The organism is Ectopseudomonas oleovorans (genome assembly GCF_003052605.1).
Classification (GTDB): Bacteria; Pseudomonadota; Gammaproteobacteria; order Pseudomonadales; family Pseudomonadaceae; genus Aquipseudomonas; species Aquipseudomonas oleovorans_A.
The window spans coordinates 1-18,599 of record NZ_QASO01000113.1 but is presented as its reverse complement, the minus strand read 5'-3'; the positions used below and the strand labels follow the sequence as shown (position 1 = coordinate 18,599).

Sequence of the window (18,599 nt, the reverse complement as noted above, 5' to 3'; positions counted from 1 at the left end):
CGTAGTAGAGATCCACTCGATTGCACAGTGACATGAACTGATGACGAACCGGTCGCACCGACCTGTGTGTAACCTGCTGCATCCATCGGCCCTCTGCTTTGCAAGGCCGCTAGCCCGGTTAGGCGCACAGGAGCGAAATTCATCATGGCTCAAGGCTAACGCCTTATCAGAAGTCGAATATACGGAAGCAGTCGTACCTAGGTTCAGAGGCAGATTATTTCACTGGCAAAACGGGAGGAGTCCATATACGGATGCAATCCGGGTAGGTCTGGCAGAGTGTTCCCGGATTGCATCCGGGCTACAGAGAATCTACCGCTTGCCCCAGTTCAGCACCGCCAGGGTCAGCATGCCAGCGACTATGCCCCAGAACGCCGAGCCGACGCCGGCGAGGCTCATGCCCGAGGCGGTGACCAGGAAGGTGATCAGCGCCGCCTCGCGCTCGTTGGGCTCGCTCATGGCCTGGGTCAGGCCGCCGATGATCGAGGCGAACAGCGCCAGCGCGGCGATGGACAGGATCAACGCCGCTGGCAGCGCCGCGAACAGCGAGGCCAGGGTGGCGCCGAAGATGCCGGCGATGGCGTAGAACACTCCGCACCAGACCGCCGCCGTGTAGCGCTTGCGCGGGTCTTCATGGGCTTCCGGCCCGGCGCAGATGGCGGCGCTGATGGCGGCCATGTGAATGCCGTGACTGCCGAACGGCGCCATCAGGATCGACACCAGGCCGGTACTGGTCAGCAGCGGTGACGCCGGCACCTCGTAGCCGTTGGCGCGCAGCACGGCCATGCCCGGCAGGTTTTGCGAGGCCATGGCGACGATGAACAGCGGAATACCGATGCTGATGGCGGCGCCCAGCGAGAAGCTCGGCGTGGTCCATTCCGGCGTGGCCAGTTGCAACTGGAAACCTGTGAAATCCAGCAAACCGAAGACCGCGGCCAACACGCTGCCGACGATCAGCGCAGAGAGCACCGAGTAACGCGGCCACAGGCGCTTGCCGAGCAGGTAGGCAAGCAGCATGGCGATCACCAGAAAGGGCTGTTGCTCGGCTGCCACGCATATTTCCAGGCCGATCTTGAACAGCACACCGGCCAGCAGCGCGGCGGCGATGGAGGCGGGGATGCGCCGTATCAGACGGTCGAAGGTGCCGGTCAGGCCGATCAGCACGATCAGCCCTGAGGCCAGGATGTAGGCGCCAATAGCCTCGCCATAGGAGACCTGCGGCAGACTGGTGATCAGCAGCGCAGCGCCAGGGGTGGACCAGGCGATCATCACCGGCGCGCGATAACGCAGCGAGAGCACGATGCAGCACAGCGCCATGCCGATCGACAGCGCCCAGATCCACGAGGAAATCTGCCCTGCAGTGAGGCCGGCAGCCTGGCCGGCCTGGAACATCAGCACCAGGGAGCTGGTGTAGCCGGTGAGCATGGCGATGAAGCCAGCGACCACGGCCGAGGTGGAGGTGTCCGCCAGTGGGCGCAGACGAGTGGGGGCGGCGTCTTGCATCAGAACATTCCAGTGTCGACGATGATGGGGTAGAGCGAGGCGACCAGCAGCAGCGCCATGCCGATATTGAAGGCGCGCAGCGCGCGCGGGTTGTCCAACCACTTGCGCAGCATACTGCCGGCGACGGTCCACAATCCCACGCTGGGGCAGTTGACCAGGGCAAACAGGGCGGCGATCAACAGCACGTTGCTGAAGAAGCCATCCTGCGGCGTATAGGTAGTGATAGCGCCGATGGCCATGATCCACGCCTTGGGGTTTACCCACTGGAAAGCAGCCGCCTGGAGAAAGGTAAACGGCTTGGCCTCGGGATTCTCACGGCTTTGCGGCGCGCCGGACTGGGCGATCTTCCACGCGAGATAAAGCAGATACGCGGCGCCGACATAGCGCAGCACGTCGTGAAGTACCGGCAGGCGTTGGAACACCTGGCCGAGCCCCAGGCCCACGGCAGCCACCAGCAGCATGAAACCCAGGCTGATGCCGAGCATGTGCGGAATGCTGCGGCGCACGCCGAAGTTCACCCCGGAGGCGAGCAGCATCATGTTGTTGGGCCCTGGCGTTACCGAGGTGACGAAGGCGAAGGCGATGAAGGCGAGCAGCAGTTCGGTGGGCATGGTCGTTCTCCGGTGACTGGCAAAGCCTATTGCGCGGCTGCCGTGGCGTCGCGGTACAGCCACCGCTGGGTTGAACCGTACAGTCTGGCCAAGCGCTGCCTGGATGGTTAGCCTCGGCTTTTTGCCGAACAAGGATAAAGGTGATGCAACCAGACAATCCCTACAGTGCGCCGCAGGTGGAGTTGCTCGACAGCGCGGGCGTACAGTCGTTGCCAGGTTGGAGCGCCAGGCAACTGCAGGTGCTGGGCTGGCTGGCGCTGGTCTCGGTGGTAGCCAACGCGCTGGTGGTCGGGCTTGCATTTGCCGGGGGCCTGCTGGAGGCGGATGAAGCTGAACTGCTGTTTACCTACACCGGCTGGCTTAGCCTGGCGCTGGCGTTACTCGGCTGCTACCTGCTGCTGCGCTTCAAAGCCTTTGCCGAAGCCCGTTTTTTTGCGCGCAACCTCAGCGTACCGATCTGGTTGCTGCTTGCGGTGACGCTGCTGCTGGAGGCGGTGGACATGCTTTTCGGTGACCAACTGTTCGCCGGATTGGACTGGCAGACCATCGGCTATGTGGCGCTGTTGTGTCTTATGGGCATATGCACCACCTGGCTGGGGATACGGTTGCTCAAGCTGCAAAGTCCCTATCCGGCGCTGAAAGTGATGGCCTGGCTCGATATCGTCGGCGGACTGATGTTGGCCAGCGTGCTGTTGATGCTGGTGGCGTTGCTGCCGTTGCTTGGGGCCGGCGTGGCGCTGATGCTGGTGTTCTTCAAGGGCGCTGCCGAGTTGCAGGGGGTTGCGCAGTGACTGCGTCCAAACGGCAAGAGCCGCCTGGTCATCACCGCGCGGGCAGCGCTACAGACCTGTAGGGGCCGGCTTGCCGGCGATGCTTTGCCTCTGTGAGGCTGGTGCTCGCCGAGACGCTTGATCGCCAGCAAGCTGGCTCCTACACAGTCATTTTTCTACGATTGACTGACAGGCATTAGCCCTTCGGGTGGTCACCATTTGTAGTCGAGGCTGGCCGTGAGCCGGCGTGGGTCGCCGGCGTAGCAGTAGAAACCATCGCAGGTGGCCAGGTATTCCTTGTCGAACAGGTTGTTGGCGTTGAGCGATACGCTGGCGCCACGCAGGTTGGCGTCGATCTGGACAAGGTCGTAGCGCACCGCAGCGTCGTAGACGGTATAGGCGCTGCTGTGGCCGTCGGAAGGATCACGGACGAAGCCCATGCTACCGACAGAGATGTTGTCGGTGGAACCGACGAATCGGGCGCCAAAGCCGACGCCGAAGCCCGCCAGCACACCCTGACTCCAATCGTAGTCGGCCCAGATCGAGGCCTGATGCTCGGGGATCAGTGGCAGTGCGCGGTTCCTGTCGCGCGGGTCACCGACCTTGGTCATCTTGCTGTTGGTGTAGCTGTAAGAGGCGGTCAGGCTGAGGTTCTCGGTGATATTACCGGTGGCTTCCAACTCCAGGCCACGGACTTCTACCTCGCTGACCGGCTCGGTGGCGCCGGCGATGTTGGTGGTCACGATGTTTTGCCGCGTCAGGTCATAGACGGCAGCGGTGAACAGTATGTCGCTGCCCGGCGGTTGATACTTGATGCCCAGCTCGTACTGCTTGCCGGTGCTGGGTTTGAACGCCGCGCCGCCGTTGCCGCCTGCTTCGGCCTGGAAGGATTCGGCATAGGACACATAAGGCGTGAAACCGGAGTCGAACACGTAGCTCAGCGCCGCATTGCCGCTGAATTGGCTGTCGCGACGGCTGTCCCTGGCATCGTTGGCGTTGTGGAACACCGAATCGGTGTCCAGACGGTCCCAGCGGCCGCCCAGGGTCAGGCGCCAGGCGTCGAGTGCCATCTGGTCTTGCAGATAGAGGCCGGTGTTTCTGCGTTTCTGGCTGTAGTTCTGGAGATCGCTATAGGTAACGCCACTGAAGTCTTGGCCGTAGCGTGGGTTGTTAATGTTGCTCGGAGGAACGTTGATTCCAATGATGTTCCAGTTATTGTCATAAAGGTAGGAACCACCGAACTGCCAGCGGTAATCAGTATTCACTCGTAGGTAGTCGAGGCCCAGCAGCAGGGTGTGCCCGATTGCACCGGTGTTGAAATCGGCCTGGAAGTTGTTGTCCACGGCGAAGTGGCTGATGTTTTCATCATAGATATTAGCGCCACGATCAACTGTGCCGTCGGGCGCTACAGAGAATGCTGTACCACCGGCCGTGATGATCTGGTTATCCAGTTCTAGCTTGCTGTAGCGCAGATTCTGATTGAACTGCCAGGTATCGTTGATGCGGTGCTCGAAGGCATAGCCCAGTGCATAGAAGGTCTTGTCGTAGAACTCCCAGTCAGGGTCGCCAAGGTTCTTGTTGTAGTCGACCTTGCCGGCTGGGGGGCTCAATTTGGTGCCTTGCAGTGGCAGGAACTGGCTGGTGCCGCCGGTATCGTCACGGTTGAACTGGCCGAGGAAGGTCAGTTTGCTGTCGTCGGCAATATTCCAGGTCAGGCTGGGCGCCAGGTTGAAACGCTGGTCGTCCATATGCTCGATAACGGTGCCACTGTCACGCCCGGTACCGCTGAAACGGTAGAGAAAGCGACCTTCATCGTCGATCCTGCCGGTGCTGTCGAAGCTGATCTGCTTGTGGTTGTAGTTACCGACTTGCACCTGCACTTCATGGCTGCTTTCGGCCTGCGGACGGCGGCTGACGGCATCCACCAGGCCGCCGGGCGGGGTCTGGCCATACACTGCCGAGGCCGGGCCGCGCAGCACGGCGACGCGCTCCAGGTTCCAGGTTTCCAGTTTGGGCATGGCGTAGCTGCCCTTGGGCAGTGGCAGGCCGTCGAGCATCTGGATCGGTTCGAAACCGCGGATCTTCATCCAGTCGGCGCGGCTGTCGCTGCCGTAGCTGCTGGCGATGACACCCGGCATATAGCGCACGGCGTCATCGAGGTTCTGCACCTTGCGGTCCTGCATCTGCTCGCGGGTGGCGACGGAGATCGAGCGTGGGGTTTCCAGCAGCGGCGTGTCGGTCTTGGTGCCGGTCGCGGTGCGGTTGGCCAGGTAACCACGGGTTGGGCCCCAGGCGGTCTCGGCGGCCTGTTCGCTGGCGGTCACGGTCACGTCCGGCAGTGCCATTGCTGCTTCTGCCGCAGGGGCCAGGCTGTAGGCGCCGCCGTTGCCGCCTTGCAGCTGCAGGCCAGTGCCACGCAGCGCCTGATTGAGGGCTTCGATGGCTTCGTAGTCGCCGTTGACCGGTGCCGAGCTTTTGCCCGCGGTCAGGGCCGGGTCGATGCTCAGGGTCACGCCGGCCTGGCTGGCGATCTGGTTGAGCGTGGTCGCCAGAGGGCCGGCGGGCAGTTGGTAAATCTCAGCGTGGGCCAGCCCGGCATGGCCTGCGAAGGCGATGGTCAGGGCCAGCAGCGTGTGGCGGAACGGGGCAGGGCGGAAGGACATTGCGAACGTCTCCTAAGAGTTAATGTATCTCAATGCCCTTTTGCCGAAGCAGGAAGGAAAAGTGACAGGGGCGGGGAAAATTATTTTTCCGCCGGTAGCACGCGGGTCCACCAGGGGCTCAGTTGCTCGGTGCGCACCGGCAGGCTCAGTGCTACAGCGGCCAGTGCCTTGTCGCTGTCGTGCAACGGGAAGCTGCCGCTGATGCGCAGATCGGCCAGGCTCGGATCGAGGCTCAGGTAACCGCTGCGGTATTCGCCGAGCTGATCGATCAGGCGCTGCAGGGGCAGGTTGTCCGCCACCAGCATGCCGCGGCTCCAGGCGTCGGCGCCGATGGGGGCAGGGTGGCTTGCGCTGAGGTGCTGGCTGTCCATGCGCACCTGTTCGCCGCTGTGGATAATGCGTTCCTGTGAACTGGCCAGCGGCCTGGCGGCGACTGCCGACTGCAGCACGATCAATTCGGTCGCAGTCCCTTCGCGCCGGACCAAAAAGCGCGTCCCCAACGCACGTAGTCGTCCCTGCTCCGTCTCGACGATGAACGGGCGGGTATCGCCCTTGGCGGTCTGAACCAGAATTTCGCCGCTGCGCAGGTGCAGGCGGCGTTCGTTTTCGTCGAATTCGATATCCAGCGCACTGCGGCTGTTGAGGCGTACCTGGCTGCGGTCGGCGAGCAGCAGGTCGCGCTGCTCTCCACTGGCGGTATGGTAGTCGGCGAGGTAATCGCCCAGCGGGCGCTGCTGAGCCATCAGCACCAGTGTTACACCTGCTGCCAGCAGCAGGCTCAGGGCGCTGCCGCCAATACGGCGCAGGCTGCGGCGACGGCTGACGCTGCTCTGCAACAGGGCGCGTCGCGCCATCGGCGCGCTGGCGGCAGAAAGCTGCTGGTCGATACCGCCGAGGCGTTGCCAGACCAGGCTATGCTCCGGGTGAGCGGCCAGCCAGTCGGCGAAGTCATGGCGTTGCTGCTCGCTGTCTTCGCCAGAGTCCAGGCACAGCTGCCAGGCGATGGCCTCATCGAGCACACGAGCCGAGACCTGGCTCATTGCGGCGCTCCGTAAAGCGCGACGTAGCACTGGCGCAGGCCCTGGGCGAGGTACTGGCGCACGCGGGACGGCGACACACCAAGCCGCTCGGCGATCTCGGCATGACCGAGACCATCCAGGCGGTTATAGAGAAACGCTGCGCGTGCCTTGCTCGACAGCTGACCGAGTAGGCGATCGATCTCGGCCAGTTGCTCCAGGGCCAGAGCCTGTTCTTCCGGGCTGGGTTGCACGGCTTCAGGAGCCAGCGCGAGTTCTTCAAGATAGGCACGTTCCAGCTCATTGCGGCGAAACTGGTCGACCAGCAGCCCCTTGGCGATGGTGGTAAGCAGGGCTCTGGGCTCGCGCGGATTGTGCAGGTCGGCGCGACCGAGCAGGCGAACGAAGGTGTCCTGGCTCAGGTCTTCGGCGCGCTGCGCGCAGTTCAGGCTTTTGCGCAGCCAGCCGAACAGCCAGTCACGGTGATCGCGATAAAGCACACCGACCAACTGTTGATTGCTGGAATCCTGAACCGACACGCGCACCTCGCGAGATCTAAGTTAAGGTGATAATGATTCGCATATGATTGCAGAGGTCGTGTCAGGGTGCAATCACGCGTTGGCGTGGTATGACCGGTGGTGTGGGGGAGTGGAAAGGCAGGCTGAATCGGTAGGAGCGAGCTCTGCTCGCGAACAAGAGGGTTCGCGAGCTACGGGGGCGTGACGACGATGCTCAGGTGCGTTCCTGGCGGCTACGTGCCAGGGCGTGATTGACTTCCAGCCAGCCTTGCACGGCCTCTTCGCCCATTTCGCCGAATACGCGTTGCAGCAGGCGCGCCTGCTCGCGGCGCAGGGCCTGTTCCAGCTTGGCACCCTCGGCAGTGAAACCCAGTACACGCTTGCGCTTGTCGTCCGCGGCAGCTTCGCTCTGCACCAGGTCCATCTCGATCAACTGGCGCAACGGCATGTTCAGCGCCTGTTTGCTCACCCCCAGGTAACCCAGCAGCTCGGTCATGTTCAGGCCCGGGTACTTGGCGATGAAGAACAGAATGCGGTGGTGCACGCGTGACAACCCGCGCTTGGCCAGCATTTCGTCCGGCTTGGCGGTGAAAGCCTGATAGCCGAAGAAGAAAGCCTCCATGGCGGCCTGCTGAGCTGTGCTGTTCTTGATCAGCTGCGCGCCGTGACGGCCGGCCTGCGTGCCCTCGGCGGGCGACGTCAAAAATTTCTCGGAGAAATTTTTTAGGTCAGTCATATTGACGTATCTCTGGTTGGAGGCGTAGTTTCGGTCAAGCAGTTTGACTTAATTCCAATAACTTTTGCACCCCAGGACATTCCATGGCCTTCTCCGAACGCATCGCCCGCCTGAAAAGCTCCCTGATTCGTGAAATTCTTGCCGCGGCGCAGCGTTCGGAAGTGATGTCGTTCGCTGGCGGTCTGCCGGCCGAACCGATGCTGCCAAAGGTGGACTGGGCCGAGATGCCGGCGAGCATGGGTCAGTACGGCATGAGCGAAGGCGAGCCAGCCTTGCGTGAAGCCATCGCCGCCGAAGCGCGTGCGCTGGGCGTGCCTTGCGATGCCAGCCAGGTGCTGATCGTCAGCGGCTCGCAGCAGACACTGGACCTGGCCTCCAAGCTGTTCATCGATCCGGGCGCCGAAGTGCTGCTCGAAGCGCCGACTTACCTGGCTGCCCTGCAGGCCTTTCAACTGTTCGGTGCCGACTGCATCAGCGTACCGCAGGAGGCCGACGGCCCCGAACTGGCGGCTCTGCGTCAGCGTCTGGAGAATCACAAGCCGGCTTTCGCCTACCTGATCCCGACCTTCCAGAACCCGTCCGGCACCCGTTACAGCGAAGCCAAGCGTGAAGCCGTGGCGGCCCTGCTCGACGAGTTCGGCGTGACCCTGATCGAGGACGAGCCGTACCGCGAGCTGGTGTTCGATGCCGGTAGCGCCACGCCCATCGTCAGCCGCCTCAAGCAGGCCAGCTGGATCTACACCGGTACCGTTTCCAAGACGCTACTGCCGGGCCTGCGTGTCGGCTACCTGATCGCCACCAAGGACCTGTATCCGCACCTGCTGCGTCTGAAGCAGTCGGCTGACCTGCACACTAACCGCATCGGTCAGTGGCAGGCGCTGCAGTGGCTGGGCAGCGAGCAGTACCGCGGCCACCTGGCCGAGCTGCGCGATTTCTACCGCATTCGCCGCGACGCCATGCAGGCCGCGCTGCTGGAGCACTTCGCCGACCTGGCCGAGTGGGAAATCCCTCAGGGTGGCCTGTTCTTCTGGCTGACCCTCAAGCAGCCGCTCGACACCCGCACGCTGCTCGACGCGGCGCTGGCGCAGAACGTCGCCTTTATGCCGGGCGAGCCGTTCTTCATCGATCCGGACGCCAACCCAGGCCACCTGCGACTGAATTTCAGCCACGTGGCGCCGGAGCGCCTGAGCGAGGGGCTGCGCCGGTTGGCGACGGTAATTCAAGAGGCACAGGCGAAGTAGAAGCTTGTAGCGTAGGAGCCGGCTTGCTGGCAATGCGCTTGCTAAGACGGATCGCCGGCAAGCCGGCTCCTACAGGTAAAAGAAGGAAATACGGGGAGGGCAACGCAATGTTCATGGTCTACGGCGATTACCGCTCGGGTAACTGCTACAAGGTCAAGCTGATGCTGCATCTGCAGGACAAGGAGTACCAGTGGATTCCCATTGATATCCTCAAGGGCGAGACACAGAGCGAAGCCTTTCTGGCCAAGAACCCCAACGGCAAGATCCCGGTGCTGGAACTGGAAGACGGTACCTGTCTGTGGGAGTCCAACGCCATCCTCAACCTCCTCGCCGATGGCAGCGAGTTTCTGCCGACCGAGCCGCGCTTGCGCACCCAGGTGCTGCAGTGGCAGTTCTTCGAGCAGTACAGTCACGAGCCCTACGTTGCGGTGGCGCGTTTCATCCAGCTCTACCAGGGCATGCCTGAGGAACGCCGCGAGGAGCACGCGCGCTGCCTGAAGCTCGGCTACAAGGCCCTGAAGGTGATGGAGAAGCAGCTCGAACGCACGCCCTATCTGGTTGGCGAGCATTACTCCATCGCCGACATCGCCCTGTATGCCTACACGCACGTGGCTCATGAGGGCGGCTTCAGTCTCGAAGCCTTTCCAGCGGTGCGCGCCTGGCTTGATCGCGTCGCCAGTCATCCACGTCATGTGACCATGCTGGGTTGAGTGCCTTAGAGGCTGGCAGGGCGGCCGGCCTCGACTAGAGTTTGGCGGTAACCGCAAGAGGGCGCCGCCATGTCGCAAGGAAGCCGCAAGCTGGGCCTGGGGTCGCTGACCGCGCTGGTGGTGGGCTCGATGGTCGGTGGCGGGATCTTCTCGCTGCCGTAGAACATCGCCGCGCGGGCCGACGTCGGCGCCGTGCTGATCGGCTGGGGTATTACCGCGGTGGGCATGCTGGCGCTGGCCTTCGTGTTTCAGAACCTGGCCAATCGTAAGCCACAGCTCGATGGCGGGGTGTACGTCTACGCCAAGGCGGGACTCGGCGATTACATGGATTTTTCCTCGGCCTGGGGTTACTGGATCAGCGCCTGGCTGGGCAATGTCGGCTACTTCGTCTTGCTGTTCTCGACCCTGGGGGATTTCGTCCCGGCCTTCGGCCAGGGCAACACGCCACTGGCCATCGTCTGCGCCTCGGGGGTGCTGTGGTGCGTGCATGTCCTGGTGCTGCGCGGTATCAAGGAGGCGGCGCTGATCAACCTGATCACCACCGTGGCCAAGCTGGTGCCGATCCTGCTGTTTATCGTCATTGTCGACCTGGCCTTCGACCGCGACATATTCACCCGTGACATCTGGGGGCGCAGCAACCCGCAGTTCGGCGGCGTGCTGGAGCATGTGGTGGGGCGTTGGGGGCGGTGCTGATCAGCATCGGCCTGGCGGTGTCGCTGCTCGGTGCGCTGTTGCAGTGGGCGCTGCTGTGCGCCGAAATCCTTTTCGTCTGTGCCAAGGACGGCACCATGCCGGCCTTCCTGCGCCGGGAAAACGCCCATCAGGTGCCGGTCAACGCGCTGTGGCTGGCCAACGGCATGATCCAGCTGTTCCTGCTGATCACCCTGTTTTCCCAGGGCACCTACTTGTCGCTCATCTATCTGGCATCGTCGATGATTCTGGTGCCCTACCTGTGGTCGGCGGTCTATGCACTGTTGCTGGCGCTGTGCAGCGAAACCTATGAAGACCTGGCCGGGCTGCGCCGCAAGGATCTGGCCATCGGCCTGCTGGCAGTGGGCTACGCGATCTGGCTGCTGTATGCCGGCGGGGTCAAGTACCTGATGCTGTCGGCGTTGCTCTGCGCGTCGGGCGCGTTGCTGTTTCGCCAGGCCAAGTGCGAGCAGGGGAAGGTGCTGTTCACCCGCTACGAATGGCCGATCTTCGCCGCCGTATTGCTGACTGCGGCCGTAGGCCGGCTACGGCCTGTATGCCGGGCAACTGAGTTTGTAGCGCTGGACAAAGCGGCCAGCGCGTGGATAATTCGTCCCATCGCCCTTTGACTCTGGCTTCGCCATCCCCATGCGCAAGACCCTGCGTACCGCCCTGATCTGGATGCTGATGCTGGCCCTGCCGGCACAGGCTATGGCGGCGCTCGGCATGTAGTTGTGTGAGCAGGTGCATCGCAGCGGCGCCCTGCAGATAAGCGGCAGCGAGCATGGCGGGCACCACGACATGACGGCCGACAGCGCGCATCAGGACGCCGCCTCGGTGGCCAGCAGCGAGGTTCCTGCCGCTGGCAGCCTCTGTACCCTGTGCGCCTTCTGTGTCGGGGTCGCGGCTCCCGGTCAAGCGTTTTTGAAAGATTCCGCCCTGCAAACCGCCGAGCCGGCCGCAGCCTGGCTCGACCGCCTTATCGTCGGCGTGGCCGACACGCCCGAACGCCCCCCGCGCCTTTCTCTCGCCTGAGCCCCTTAGGTAGCGCCGCCTTGCGGCGCCTGTAGCTCACGCGGTCGCCTGGCCGCCGTACGCGAGAACACATCATGACTTTGCATTCCCTTGCCGGAAGGCTGCTGGGCATCGCTGCCCTGGCGCTGCCCGGCATCCTGATGGCAGCCCAGCCTGACCCGCTGGACGCCAACGCCGCCGTGCCGGCGCAGGATTACCGTTCCCCTCTGAAAGACTACCGCGCCCAGGCCGACGAGCCGTTGCAGGACTGGCGCGCGGCCAACGATCTGGTCGGCCGTATCGGCGGCTGGCGCACCTACAGCATGGAAGGCTGGGAGCAGCCGGCCGAGCAGGGCGCCGAGCCCGTCGAAGGAGGTGGCCATGCTCACCATTAAACCCGCCGTACTGCTCTGCGCCGCACTGCTGTTGGCCGGCTGCGCCGGCTTCAGCCAGGACAGCGGCTTCGATCCGGTGCAGCAAAGCGCCGAGCGCCAGTTGGACAAGCAACTGCTGTGGGCCCGCGACGAGGCCGGGCGCAGCCAGATCGAGGCGCGCGTCGCCGAGCTGTTGGCCGAACCCCTGAGCCTGGATGCCGCGGTGCAGCTGGCGCTGCTCAACAACCGCGGCCTGCAGGCGTCTTTCGACGAACTGGGCATCGGCGAGGCCGAACGGGTGCAGGCCGGGCGCCTGCCCAATCCCGGCTTCTCCTACGGCCGCCTGGAGAAGGGCAGCGAGGTCGAATACGAGCGCGGCCTGCACCTGAATCTGGCGCGGCTGATTGCCCTGCCGCTGACCTCGCGCCTGGAGGGTCGGCGCTTCGAGCAGTTACAGCGGCAGACCAGCCTGGCGGTGTTCGAGCTTGCCAGCGAGACGCGCAAGGCCTGGTACCAGGCGGTCGCCGCCGAGGAGAGCCTGGTCTACGCGCGGCAGGTGTTGGCCGCCGCCGAAGCCGGCGCCGAGCTGGCCCGGCGCATGGCCGCGGTGGGCAACTTCAGCAAGCTGCAGCAGGCCGAGCAGCAGAACTTCTACGCCGAGGCCGGCATCGGCCTGTTGCAGGCCGAACAGGCGCGGGTGCGCAGCCGCGAGCAGCTGACTCGCCTGCTCGGCCTGTGGGGCGAGCAGCTCGACTACCGCCTGCCCGAACGCCTGCCGACGTTGCCGAAAACCGCGGACGAGTTGCCGGACGTGGAGCGCCTGGCCATGAACCAGCGCCAGGACATCCAGGCCGTGCGCCTGGATACCGAGCGCCTGGCGCAGAACCTCGGCCTGACCCGCACCACGCGTTTCATCAACGTGCTGGAGCTGGGCGTGGTCAACAACCGCTCCAACGAGGACCCGACCCAGCGCGGCTACGAAATCAGCGTCGAGCTGCCGCTGTTCGACTGGAGCGGTGCCAAGGTGGCGCGCGCCGAGGCGCAGTATCGCCAGGCGCTCAACCGCGCCGCCGAAACGGCGATCAATGCCCGCTCGCAGGTGCGCGAGGCCTACCACGCCTACCGCAACGCCTTCGAGCTGGCGCAGCACTACCGCGCCGAGGTGCTGCCGCTGCGCCAGCGCATCGCCGAGGAAAACCTGCTGCGCTACAACGGCATGTTCATCAGCACCTTCGACCTGCTCGCCGATGCGCGCCGCCAGGTGCAGGCGGTGGATGGCTACCTGCAGGCGCAGCGCGCCTTCTGGCTGGCGCGCGCCGACCTCGACATGGCCCTGTTGGGTGCCCCCAATCCCTCGCTCGGCGCGGCGCCTGCCGCTGCTGCCGAGCCGGCCGCCGCCGGCCATTGAACAAGGAATTTCCCAGATGGTTTCACGACGCGATTTCTTTCTCGGGGCCGGCGCCATCGGCGCTGCGGTGGCCACTTCGGCGGTCAGCCGGGTGGCCATGGCGGCCCTGCCCGAGCCGGTGCTGCAGGCCAGCGCCGACACCCAGCCGCCGCTGCAGCCGGGCAGCGGGCGGCCCTACAACCCGGTGGTCACCCTCAACGGCTGGACCCTGCCGTGGCGGATGAACAACGGGGTCAAGGAGTTCCACCTGGTCGCCGAGCCGGTGGTACGCGAGTTGGCGCCCGGCTACAAGGCCCACCTGTGGGGCTATAACGGCCAGTCGCCGGGGCCGACTATCGAGGTGGTGGAGGGCGACCGGGTGCGCATCTTCGTTACCAACAAGCTGCCCGAGCACACCAGCATCCACTGGCACGGCCAGCGCCTGCCCAACGGCATGGACGGTGTGACGGGCCTGACCCAGCCGGCGATTCCCTCTGGCAAGACCTTCGTCTACGAGTTTGTCGCCCGCCGTCCCGGCACCTTCATGTACCACCCGCACGCCGACGAGATGGTGCAGATGGCCATGGGCATGATGGGCTTCTGGGTCACCCACCCCAGGGAGCACCACCCGCTGATCGCCGAGGTGGACCGCGACTACTGCTTGCTGCTCAGCGCCTACGACATTGAGCCGGGCGCCTACACGCCGAAGATCATGGAGATGCTCGATTTCAACCTGTGGACCTTCAACAGCCGGGTGTTCCCCGGCATCGACCCGCTGGTGGCGCGCCAGGGCGAGCGGGTGCGCCTGCGCGTCGGCAACCTGACCATGACCAACCACCCGATCCACCTGCACGGCCACGAGTTCGAGGTCACCGGCACCGACGGCGGGCCGACCCCGGTCGGCTCGCGCTGGCCGGAGGTGACCGCCGATGTTGCGGTGGGGCAGATGCGCCAGCTCGAGTTCATCGCCGACGAGGAGGGTGACTGGGCGCTGCACTGCCACAAGAGCCACCACAGCATGAACGCCATGGGCCACGACGTGCCGACCCTGGTCGGCGTCGATCATCGCGACATGACGCGCAAGATCGCCAAACTGGTGCCGGACTACATGGTGATGGGCGAGCGCGGCATGGCCGACATGGCGGAGATGCAGATGCCGCTACCCGACAACACCGTGCCGATGATGACCGGCGACGGCCCGTTCGGCTCGGTGGAGATGGGCGGCATGTTCACCATGCTCAAGGTGCGCAAGGAGCTGGCCGCTGGCGACTACCGCGACCCGGGCTGGTTCGAGCACCCAGCCGGCACGGTGGCCTATGAGTGGAAGGGCGCACTGGCCAACCCGAGCCGCTCGCACGACGGCGGCGGCCAGTCGATGCCGCTCAAGCAGCCGCTCGAGACGCCGGTGGAAGTGCAGGTACGCAAGCCGGGCGGTCATGCCGGGCATTGACGGGGCGGGCCGCCACGCGGCCCGGTTCCCATAGCAAGCGAGGATTCACAGATGAAAACAGCACAGTTACTGGTTCTGACCCTGATCGGGCTGCTCGGCAGCCCGGCAGCGCTGGCCCACAGCGAGGCGCACGAGGGCCATCAGGCCGCCGCAACGATCAGGGAGCAGAAGCCCTGGGGCATCGCCGGCCATGCCAGCGAAGTCGACCGCACCATCGAGATCCGCATGACCGATCAGATGCGCTTCACTCCGGATCGGCTACAGGTCAGGCAGGGCGAAACCATCCGTTTTGTCCACCACAACGACGGTAAGATCCTCCACGAGTTCGTCATCGGTACCCGCGAAACCCTGGATGAACATGCCGAGGCAATGCTGCGTTTTCCCGGTATGGAGCACGACGAGCCCTATATGGCCCACGTGGCGCCGGGGCAGAGCGGCGAGATGATCTGGACCTTCAACCGCGCCGGCGAATTCGATTTCGCCTGCCTGATCGCCGGCCACTACCAGGCCGGCATGGTCGGCACCATCCAGGTGCAGGCCGACTGACCTACGAGAGGAAACACGCATGAAGAAACCATTGTTAATCGCGGCACTGACCGCCCTGTTCAGCCTGCCGTTGCAGGCCGCCGCCCCCGCGCCGCTGAGCCAGGGCGAGGTGCGCAAGGTGGACGCCGCCGCGCAGAAGATCACCCTGCGCCACGGCCCCATCGCCAGTATCGGCATGCCGCCGATGACCATGGTCTTCGAGGTCGAGAAGCCGGAACTACTGGAAGGGGTTTCAGCAGGAGAGAAGGTGAAGTTTCAAGTGCAGCAGCAGGGTAGCCGTTACATCGTTACCGAACTGCAGGTAGTGGAGTAGCCAGGAGAGCCGGCCCAGGCATTGCGCCTGGGCTGGCGAACACTCAGTTCAGGCCGTCGGTCAGGGCCTTGGCAGGTACCAGCTTGACCACTTTCTTGGCAGCGATTTCGATGGCTTTGCCGGTCTGCGGGTTGCGGCCGGTGCGTGCCGGGCGCTCGCTTACCTTCAGTTTGCCGATACCCGGCAGGGTGATCTCACCGTCGTTTTCCAGCGCGTCGCCGACGATCTCTGCCAACTGGTCGAGCAGATTGCGTACGCTGGCTTTCGGCAGGGAGGTGGCCTCGGCCAGGTCGCCGATCAGTTGGTCTTTGGTGATTGCCATGGTGTAACTCCGTTTGCAGGTGAGAGGTTCGGCGCGGGCAGGGCCGCACAGCCGAAAACATGGGAACGCTAGCACAAAAGGTAAGGCTCGGCAGTGTCCTGAAAGCCCTTCCGGTAGGGCTTAGTGTCGCATCGGCCCCTGTGGTTCCAGCCCATGAGTAGAAAATCGCAAGCATTCAGGCAGGCACAGTCCGCTGCGTTCAGCTGCGATTTGTCAGGGTATGCAGCAGCCTGGCAAGGCTCGACTAAGCAGTTGCTGGTAATGTCATGCTGGAGTGCCATCATGTTGCGTGTATTCGCTGATCTTGGTTTTCGCTGGAAGATTGCTCTGCCGATTCTGCTGGTGGCGATGGGGGGGCGTGGCATCACTCAGGTTGCCGAGTCCAGCACGACGCTGACCAATCGCCATTTGCCAGCTGTCAGCCTGTTGCTCAATGCCGACGGGGATCTCTATTAGGCTTTCGTTTCCGAGCGCAGCTTGCTTGATGAGAGTGCGCATCGGTATGCCGACCAGTTGCGCGCTGTCCATGCTGAAAATCTGCAGCAGGCGTATGACCGTGTGCACAAGTTCGCCGCCATGCAGCCGGGCAATGAGGCGCTTGCCCTGGTGGCCGAGTTTGACCGTGGCTATGAGCGTTGGAAGGCAACGTCTCTGCGTGTGCTGGAAATGAGTTCGAGTGACCCGGAGAGCGCCAGCCGACTGAGTTTTGCTGACAGTGAGGCCCAATTCGAATAGGCACGTACCGCTATCGACAAACTTGGCGAGTTGGAAGATGGCGCAGCCAATGCAGTGGGTACCGATGCCATAGCACGTGGCGATGCGCTGGTCTGGCAGCAGGGGTTACTGATCGCCATAGGCCTGCTGGTGTGTCTGGTGCTGATAGTGGGCTTCCCGCTGCTGGTGACGCGTCTGCTGCACAGTCTGCTGCATCGCATCGAGCAGATTGCCGATGGGGATGGTGATCTGCGGGTGCGTCTGGATGTGCTGTCCAGAGATGAGTTGGGTAAGCTCAGCCAAGCCCTCAATCGCTTTCTCGACAAGTTGCAGCCCTTGATCAAGGAAGTGGGCAGGGCCACCGGGGAGGTGGCCGACTCAGCGCAAAGCCTGGCAGAAATGGCAACCGCTAATGACCGCCTCATCAGTAGCGAGCATGTGGCCGTAGATCAGGTCAGCACGGCTGCAACCGAGATGGGCGCAGCGGTGCATGAGGTGGCGCGCAATGTGCAGAATGCCGCTGATGCGGCGCGCCAGGCCGAAGTGCAGTCGCGTTAGGGAGCCGAGGTGGTGGGAGCCACCATACACTCCATCCGCCAGTTGACACAGGAAGTGGAGAGTGCCTCCACTACCATTCAGACCTAGGAGCAGGAAACCGCCAATATTGGTGCCGTGCTGGCGGTGATCAAGGGTATTGCCGAGCAAACCAACCTACTGGAGCTAAACGCTGCCATCGAGGCGGCGCGGGCAGGCGAGCAGGGCCGTGGTTTTGCTGTGGTAGCCGATGAAGTGCGCGCGTTGGCCGCGCTTACTCAGGAGTCCGCCAAGGATACTCAGCAGATGATCGAGCGTCTGCAGATCGGTGTGCAGAACGCGGTCAAGGCCACCCATTCGGGCAGCGCGCGGGCACGGCAGAGCGTGGAGCAGGCGGCGGGCGTGGATCAGGCGTTGAGCGTAACCGGTGATTCGGTGCAGCGCATCAATGATATGGCCGCGTAGATCGCCACAGCGTGCGAGGAGCAGAGCAGCGTTACCGAAGAGATCGCACGCAACATCAGTGATATTCGTGATCTGTCCAACGAGGCGGCACAGACCTCCGAGCAGAGCACGCGGGCCAGCCAGCATCTGTCCGAGCTGTCCCATGGCCTGGCTCAGTTGGTGGGCCGTTTCCGCGTCTAAGTGTTTGAAGCAGTTGTAAGTTTGCGTTTAGTCGTTACAATGGCGCGGCCCGTCGCAATGACGGGCTTCGTTATGGTGGGCCCTGTCGGTCCCCTCGCAACGATTACCCGTGAACCTGGTCAGGCCCGGAAGGGAGCAGCCACAGCGGGAACATCGTGTGCCGGGGTGTGGCTGGCAGGGTTCGCCTCCATGATGTATCTACTTGATTTCTAACGGTTTTTTCGCTCTGATCACGCCAGTGATCCATAGGGTGATCCACCGTGTCTTCCGTCCCTTCTTACCTCTGGTTATCCCGACACTCGATCTTCTATTTCAGGATTGTGGTGCCTGGAGCTCTGCGTCCGCTTTTCCCTTGTTCCGAGATCCGCCGTTCACTGCAGACACGCTGCAAGCGCGAAGCGCTGATCCGTGGGCGCGAATTGCTTCTGTAGGTTCAGCAGCTCTACACCCAGGCATTCCAAGCATTCGGCCATCCCTCGACTCCCTACGTGGTGCTTGGGAGGCGGGTCGCGGTAGGGACGGCAGTTACCTGCCGCCCCCCGCACAGATCCGTACGTGCGGAACTACCGCATACGGCTCCTGCCTCAGGTTCGTGACGCGAAGCGTTCCTCCGGATAAGGATGTGCATTTCTGGGCCTAGGTATGTAGAAACCAGCAAGGCGTCCATAGCGTGACCATTGAAGTCTATTACGCTGGCTGCGCCGCTTGAGAGCTTGCCGCCATAGGCGGCAGACCGCCGCACGAAAACCACCAAGACGTATCAGGTTTCCCGGCACCGCGTAGTAATTGAGGTAACCACTCACCACCCGAGTGAGCCATTGCCCTTGAACCCGGATGGGTTCATG

17 protein-coding genes, 1 other RNA gene and 2 pseudogenes are annotated in these 18,599 nt (G+C 63.5%); 13 read left to right on the top strand and 7 right to left on the bottom strand.

Annotated elements, in window-relative coordinates; genetic code table 11:
• Positions 1-309: 309 nt before the first annotated feature.
• Together DBO86_RS18980 and DBO86_RS18975 are read right to left on the bottom strand one after the other, a co-directional pair.
• On the bottom strand, positions 310-1,500 hold the full coding sequence (locus DBO86_RS18980; protein WP_108234533.1) for a benzoate/H(+) symporter BenE family transporter: 1,191 nt from the start codon (positions 1,498-1,500) through the stop codon (positions 310-312).
• Positions 1,500-2,111 (bottom strand): LysE family translocator, encoded by a 612-nt coding sequence (locus DBO86_RS18975; RefSeq protein ID WP_108234532.1) that lies wholly within the window; start codon positions 2,109-2,111, stop codon positions 1,500-1,502. The genes DBO86_RS18980 and DBO86_RS18975 overlap by 1 nt, the downstream gene beginning before the upstream one ends.
• 143 nt (positions 2,112-2,254) lie before the next feature.
• On the opposite strand from DBO86_RS18975, the gene DBO86_RS18970 reads away from it, so the two are divergent.
• Positions 2,255-2,902, top strand: a complete 648-nt coding sequence (locus DBO86_RS18970) for a hypothetical protein (RefSeq protein WP_003461036.1) — start codon at positions 2,255-2,257, stop codon at positions 2,900-2,902.
• 191 nt (positions 2,903-3,093) lie between these two features.
• Here the strand turns inward: DBO86_RS18970 and DBO86_RS18965 are convergent, their stop codons facing one another.
• The 4 genes from DBO86_RS18965 to DBO86_RS18950 all read right to left on the bottom strand — a co-directional run bounded on the left by DBO86_RS18965 (position 3,094) and on the right by DBO86_RS18950 (position 7,814).
• Complete coding sequence (locus DBO86_RS18965) at positions 3,094-5,544, bottom strand: TonB-dependent siderophore receptor (protein ID WP_108234531.1); 2,451 nt, start codon at positions 5,542-5,544, stop codon at positions 3,094-3,096.
• An 80-nt stretch (positions 5,545-5,624) separates the two neighbouring features.
• Positions 5,625-6,584, bottom strand: a complete 960-nt coding sequence (locus DBO86_RS18960; protein WP_108234530.1) for a FecR domain-containing protein — start codon at positions 6,582-6,584, stop codon at positions 5,625-5,627.
• Positions 6,581-7,105 (bottom strand): RNA polymerase sigma factor, encoded by a 525-nt coding sequence (locus DBO86_RS18955; RefSeq protein ID WP_425266809.1) that lies wholly within the window; start codon positions 7,103-7,105, stop codon positions 6,581-6,583. The genes DBO86_RS18960 and DBO86_RS18955 overlap by 4 nt, the downstream gene beginning before the upstream one ends.
• A 187-nt stretch (positions 7,106-7,292) precedes the next feature.
• Positions 7,293-7,814: a MarR family winged helix-turn-helix transcriptional regulator gene (locus DBO86_RS18950; RefSeq protein WP_108234529.1), complete on the bottom strand. Its 522-nt coding sequence runs from the start codon at positions 7,812-7,814 to the stop codon at positions 7,293-7,295.
• 83 nt (positions 7,815-7,897) lie between these two features.
• Here DBO86_RS18950 and DBO86_RS18945 point away from each other — a divergent pair, with 83 nt between their 5' ends.
• From DBO86_RS18945 to DBO86_RS18905, 9 genes and pseudogenes are all read left to right on the top strand, one after another.
• The gene (locus DBO86_RS18945; RefSeq protein WP_074859548.1) at positions 7,898-9,055 is read left to right on the top strand and encodes an aminotransferase-like domain-containing protein; all 1,158 of its coding nucleotides are present in this window, start codon (positions 7,898-7,900) and stop codon (positions 9,053-9,055) included.
• Positions 9,056-9,162: 107 nt separating this feature from the next.
• Complete coding sequence (locus DBO86_RS18940) at positions 9,163-9,765, top strand: glutathione S-transferase family protein (RefSeq protein ID WP_003461047.1); 603 nt, start codon at positions 9,163-9,165, stop codon at positions 9,763-9,765.
• A gap of 69 nt (positions 9,766-9,834) precedes the next feature.
• Positions 9,835-11,034 (top strand): annotated as a pseudogene (locus tag DBO86_RS18935) (amino acid permease).
• 153 nt (positions 11,035-11,187) lie between these two features.
• Positions 11,188-11,490 carry a hypothetical protein gene (locus DBO86_RS18930; RefSeq protein WP_244185578.1) on the top strand — a complete coding sequence of 101 codons (303 nt, stop codon included), beginning with the start codon at positions 11,188-11,190 and terminating at the stop codon, positions 11,488-11,490.
• A 74-nt stretch (positions 11,491-11,564) separates the two neighbouring features.
• Complete coding sequence (locus DBO86_RS18925; RefSeq protein WP_075747131.1) at positions 11,565-11,864, top strand: hypothetical protein; 300 nt, start codon at positions 11,565-11,567, stop codon at positions 11,862-11,864.
• On the top strand, positions 11,851-13,251 hold the full coding sequence (locus DBO86_RS18920) for a TolC family protein (RefSeq protein ID WP_108234528.1): 1,401 nt from the start codon (positions 11,851-11,853) through the stop codon (positions 13,249-13,251). Before DBO86_RS18925 ends, DBO86_RS18920 begins: the two co-directional genes overlap by 14 nt.
• Before the next feature lie 16 nt (positions 13,252-13,267).
• Complete coding sequence (locus tag DBO86_RS18915; protein WP_108234527.1) at positions 13,268-14,680, top strand: multicopper oxidase family protein; 1,413 nt, start codon at positions 13,268-13,270, stop codon at positions 14,678-14,680.
• A gap of 51 nt (positions 14,681-14,731) precedes the next feature.
• Entirely contained in the window at positions 14,732-15,226 is a 495-nt protein-coding gene (locus tag DBO86_RS18910) for a cupredoxin domain-containing protein (protein WP_003461059.1), read from the top strand.
• Between the two features lie 19 nt (positions 15,227-15,245).
• Positions 15,246-15,539: a copper-binding protein gene (locus DBO86_RS18905; protein ID WP_108234526.1), complete on the top strand. Its 294-nt coding sequence runs from the start codon at positions 15,246-15,248 to the stop codon at positions 15,537-15,539.
• 43 nt (positions 15,540-15,582) lie between these two features.
• Here DBO86_RS18905 and DBO86_RS18900 read toward each other — a convergent pair whose 3' ends face one another.
• Positions 15,583-15,861, bottom strand: a complete 279-nt coding sequence (locus DBO86_RS18900; protein ID WP_003461063.1) for an HU family DNA-binding protein — start codon at positions 15,859-15,861, stop codon at positions 15,583-15,585.
• A 282-nt stretch (positions 15,862-16,143) separates the two neighbouring features.
• On the opposite strand from DBO86_RS18900, the pseudogene DBO86_RS18895 reads away from it, so the two are divergent.
• From DBO86_RS18895 to DBO86_RS27165, 3 genes and pseudogenes are all read left to right on the top strand, one after another.
• Positions 16,144-17,754, top strand: a pseudogene (locus tag DBO86_RS18895) (methyl-accepting chemotaxis protein).
• 83 nt (positions 17,755-17,837) lie between these two features.
• An RNA gene (gene ffs, locus DBO86_RS18890) (signal recognition particle sRNA small type) lies at positions 17,838-17,934 on the top strand.
• An 80-nt stretch (positions 17,935-18,014) separates the two neighbouring features.
• A complete protein-coding gene (locus DBO86_RS27165) occupies positions 18,015-18,185 on the top strand; it encodes a DUF6538 domain-containing protein (protein ID WP_312023581.1) in 171 nt (56 codons plus the stop codon).
• The last annotated feature ends 414 nt before the right edge of the window (positions 18,186-18,599 follow it).

What these genes read in the sequence shown, in the direction of transcription:
- DBO86_RS18980 (WP_108234533.1), bottom strand. Translation starts at nt 1,500, where the DNA reads ATGCAAGACGCCGCCCCCACTCGTCTGCGCCCACTGGCGGACACCTCC.
- DBO86_RS18975 (WP_108234532.1), bottom strand. Translation starts at nt 2,111, where the DNA reads ATGCCCACCGAACTGCTGCTCGCCTTCATCGCCTTCGCCTTCGTCACC.
- DBO86_RS18970 (WP_003461036.1), top strand. Translation starts at nt 2,255, where the DNA reads ATGCAACCAGACAATCCCTACAGTGCGCCGCAGGTGGAGTTGCTCGAC.
- DBO86_RS18965 (WP_108234531.1), bottom strand. Translation starts at nt 5,544, where the DNA reads ATGTCCTTCCGCCCTGCCCCGTTCCGCCACACGCTGCTGGCCCTGACC.
- DBO86_RS18960 (WP_108234530.1), bottom strand. Translation starts at nt 6,584, where the DNA reads ATGAGCCAGGTCTCGGCTCGTGTGCTCGATGAGGCCATCGCCTGGCAG.
- DBO86_RS18950 (WP_108234529.1), bottom strand. Translation starts at nt 7,814, where the DNA reads ATGACTGACCTAAAAAATTTCTCCGAGAAATTTTTGACGTCGCCCGCC.
- DBO86_RS18945 (WP_074859548.1), top strand. Translation starts at nt 7,898, where the DNA reads ATGGCCTTCTCCGAACGCATCGCCCGCCTGAAAAGCTCCCTGATTCGT.
- DBO86_RS18940 (WP_003461047.1), top strand. Translation starts at nt 9,163, where the DNA reads ATGTTCATGGTCTACGGCGATTACCGCTCGGGTAACTGCTACAAGGTC.
- DBO86_RS18925 (WP_075747131.1), top strand. Translation starts at nt 11,565, where the DNA reads ATGACTTTGCATTCCCTTGCCGGAAGGCTGCTGGGCATCGCTGCCCTG.
- DBO86_RS18920 (WP_108234528.1), top strand. Translation starts at nt 11,851, where the DNA reads ATGCTCACCATTAAACCCGCCGTACTGCTCTGCGCCGCACTGCTGTTG.
- DBO86_RS18915 (WP_108234527.1), top strand. Translation starts at nt 13,268, where the DNA reads ATGGTTTCACGACGCGATTTCTTTCTCGGGGCCGGCGCCATCGGCGCT.
- DBO86_RS18910 (WP_003461059.1), top strand. Translation starts at nt 14,732, where the DNA reads ATGAAAACAGCACAGTTACTGGTTCTGACCCTGATCGGGCTGCTCGGC.
- DBO86_RS18905 (WP_108234526.1), top strand. Translation starts at nt 15,246, where the DNA reads ATGAAGAAACCATTGTTAATCGCGGCACTGACCGCCCTGTTCAGCCTG.
- DBO86_RS18900 (WP_003461063.1), bottom strand. Translation starts at nt 15,861, where the DNA reads ATGGCAATCACCAAAGACCAACTGATCGGCGACCTGGCCGAGGCCACC.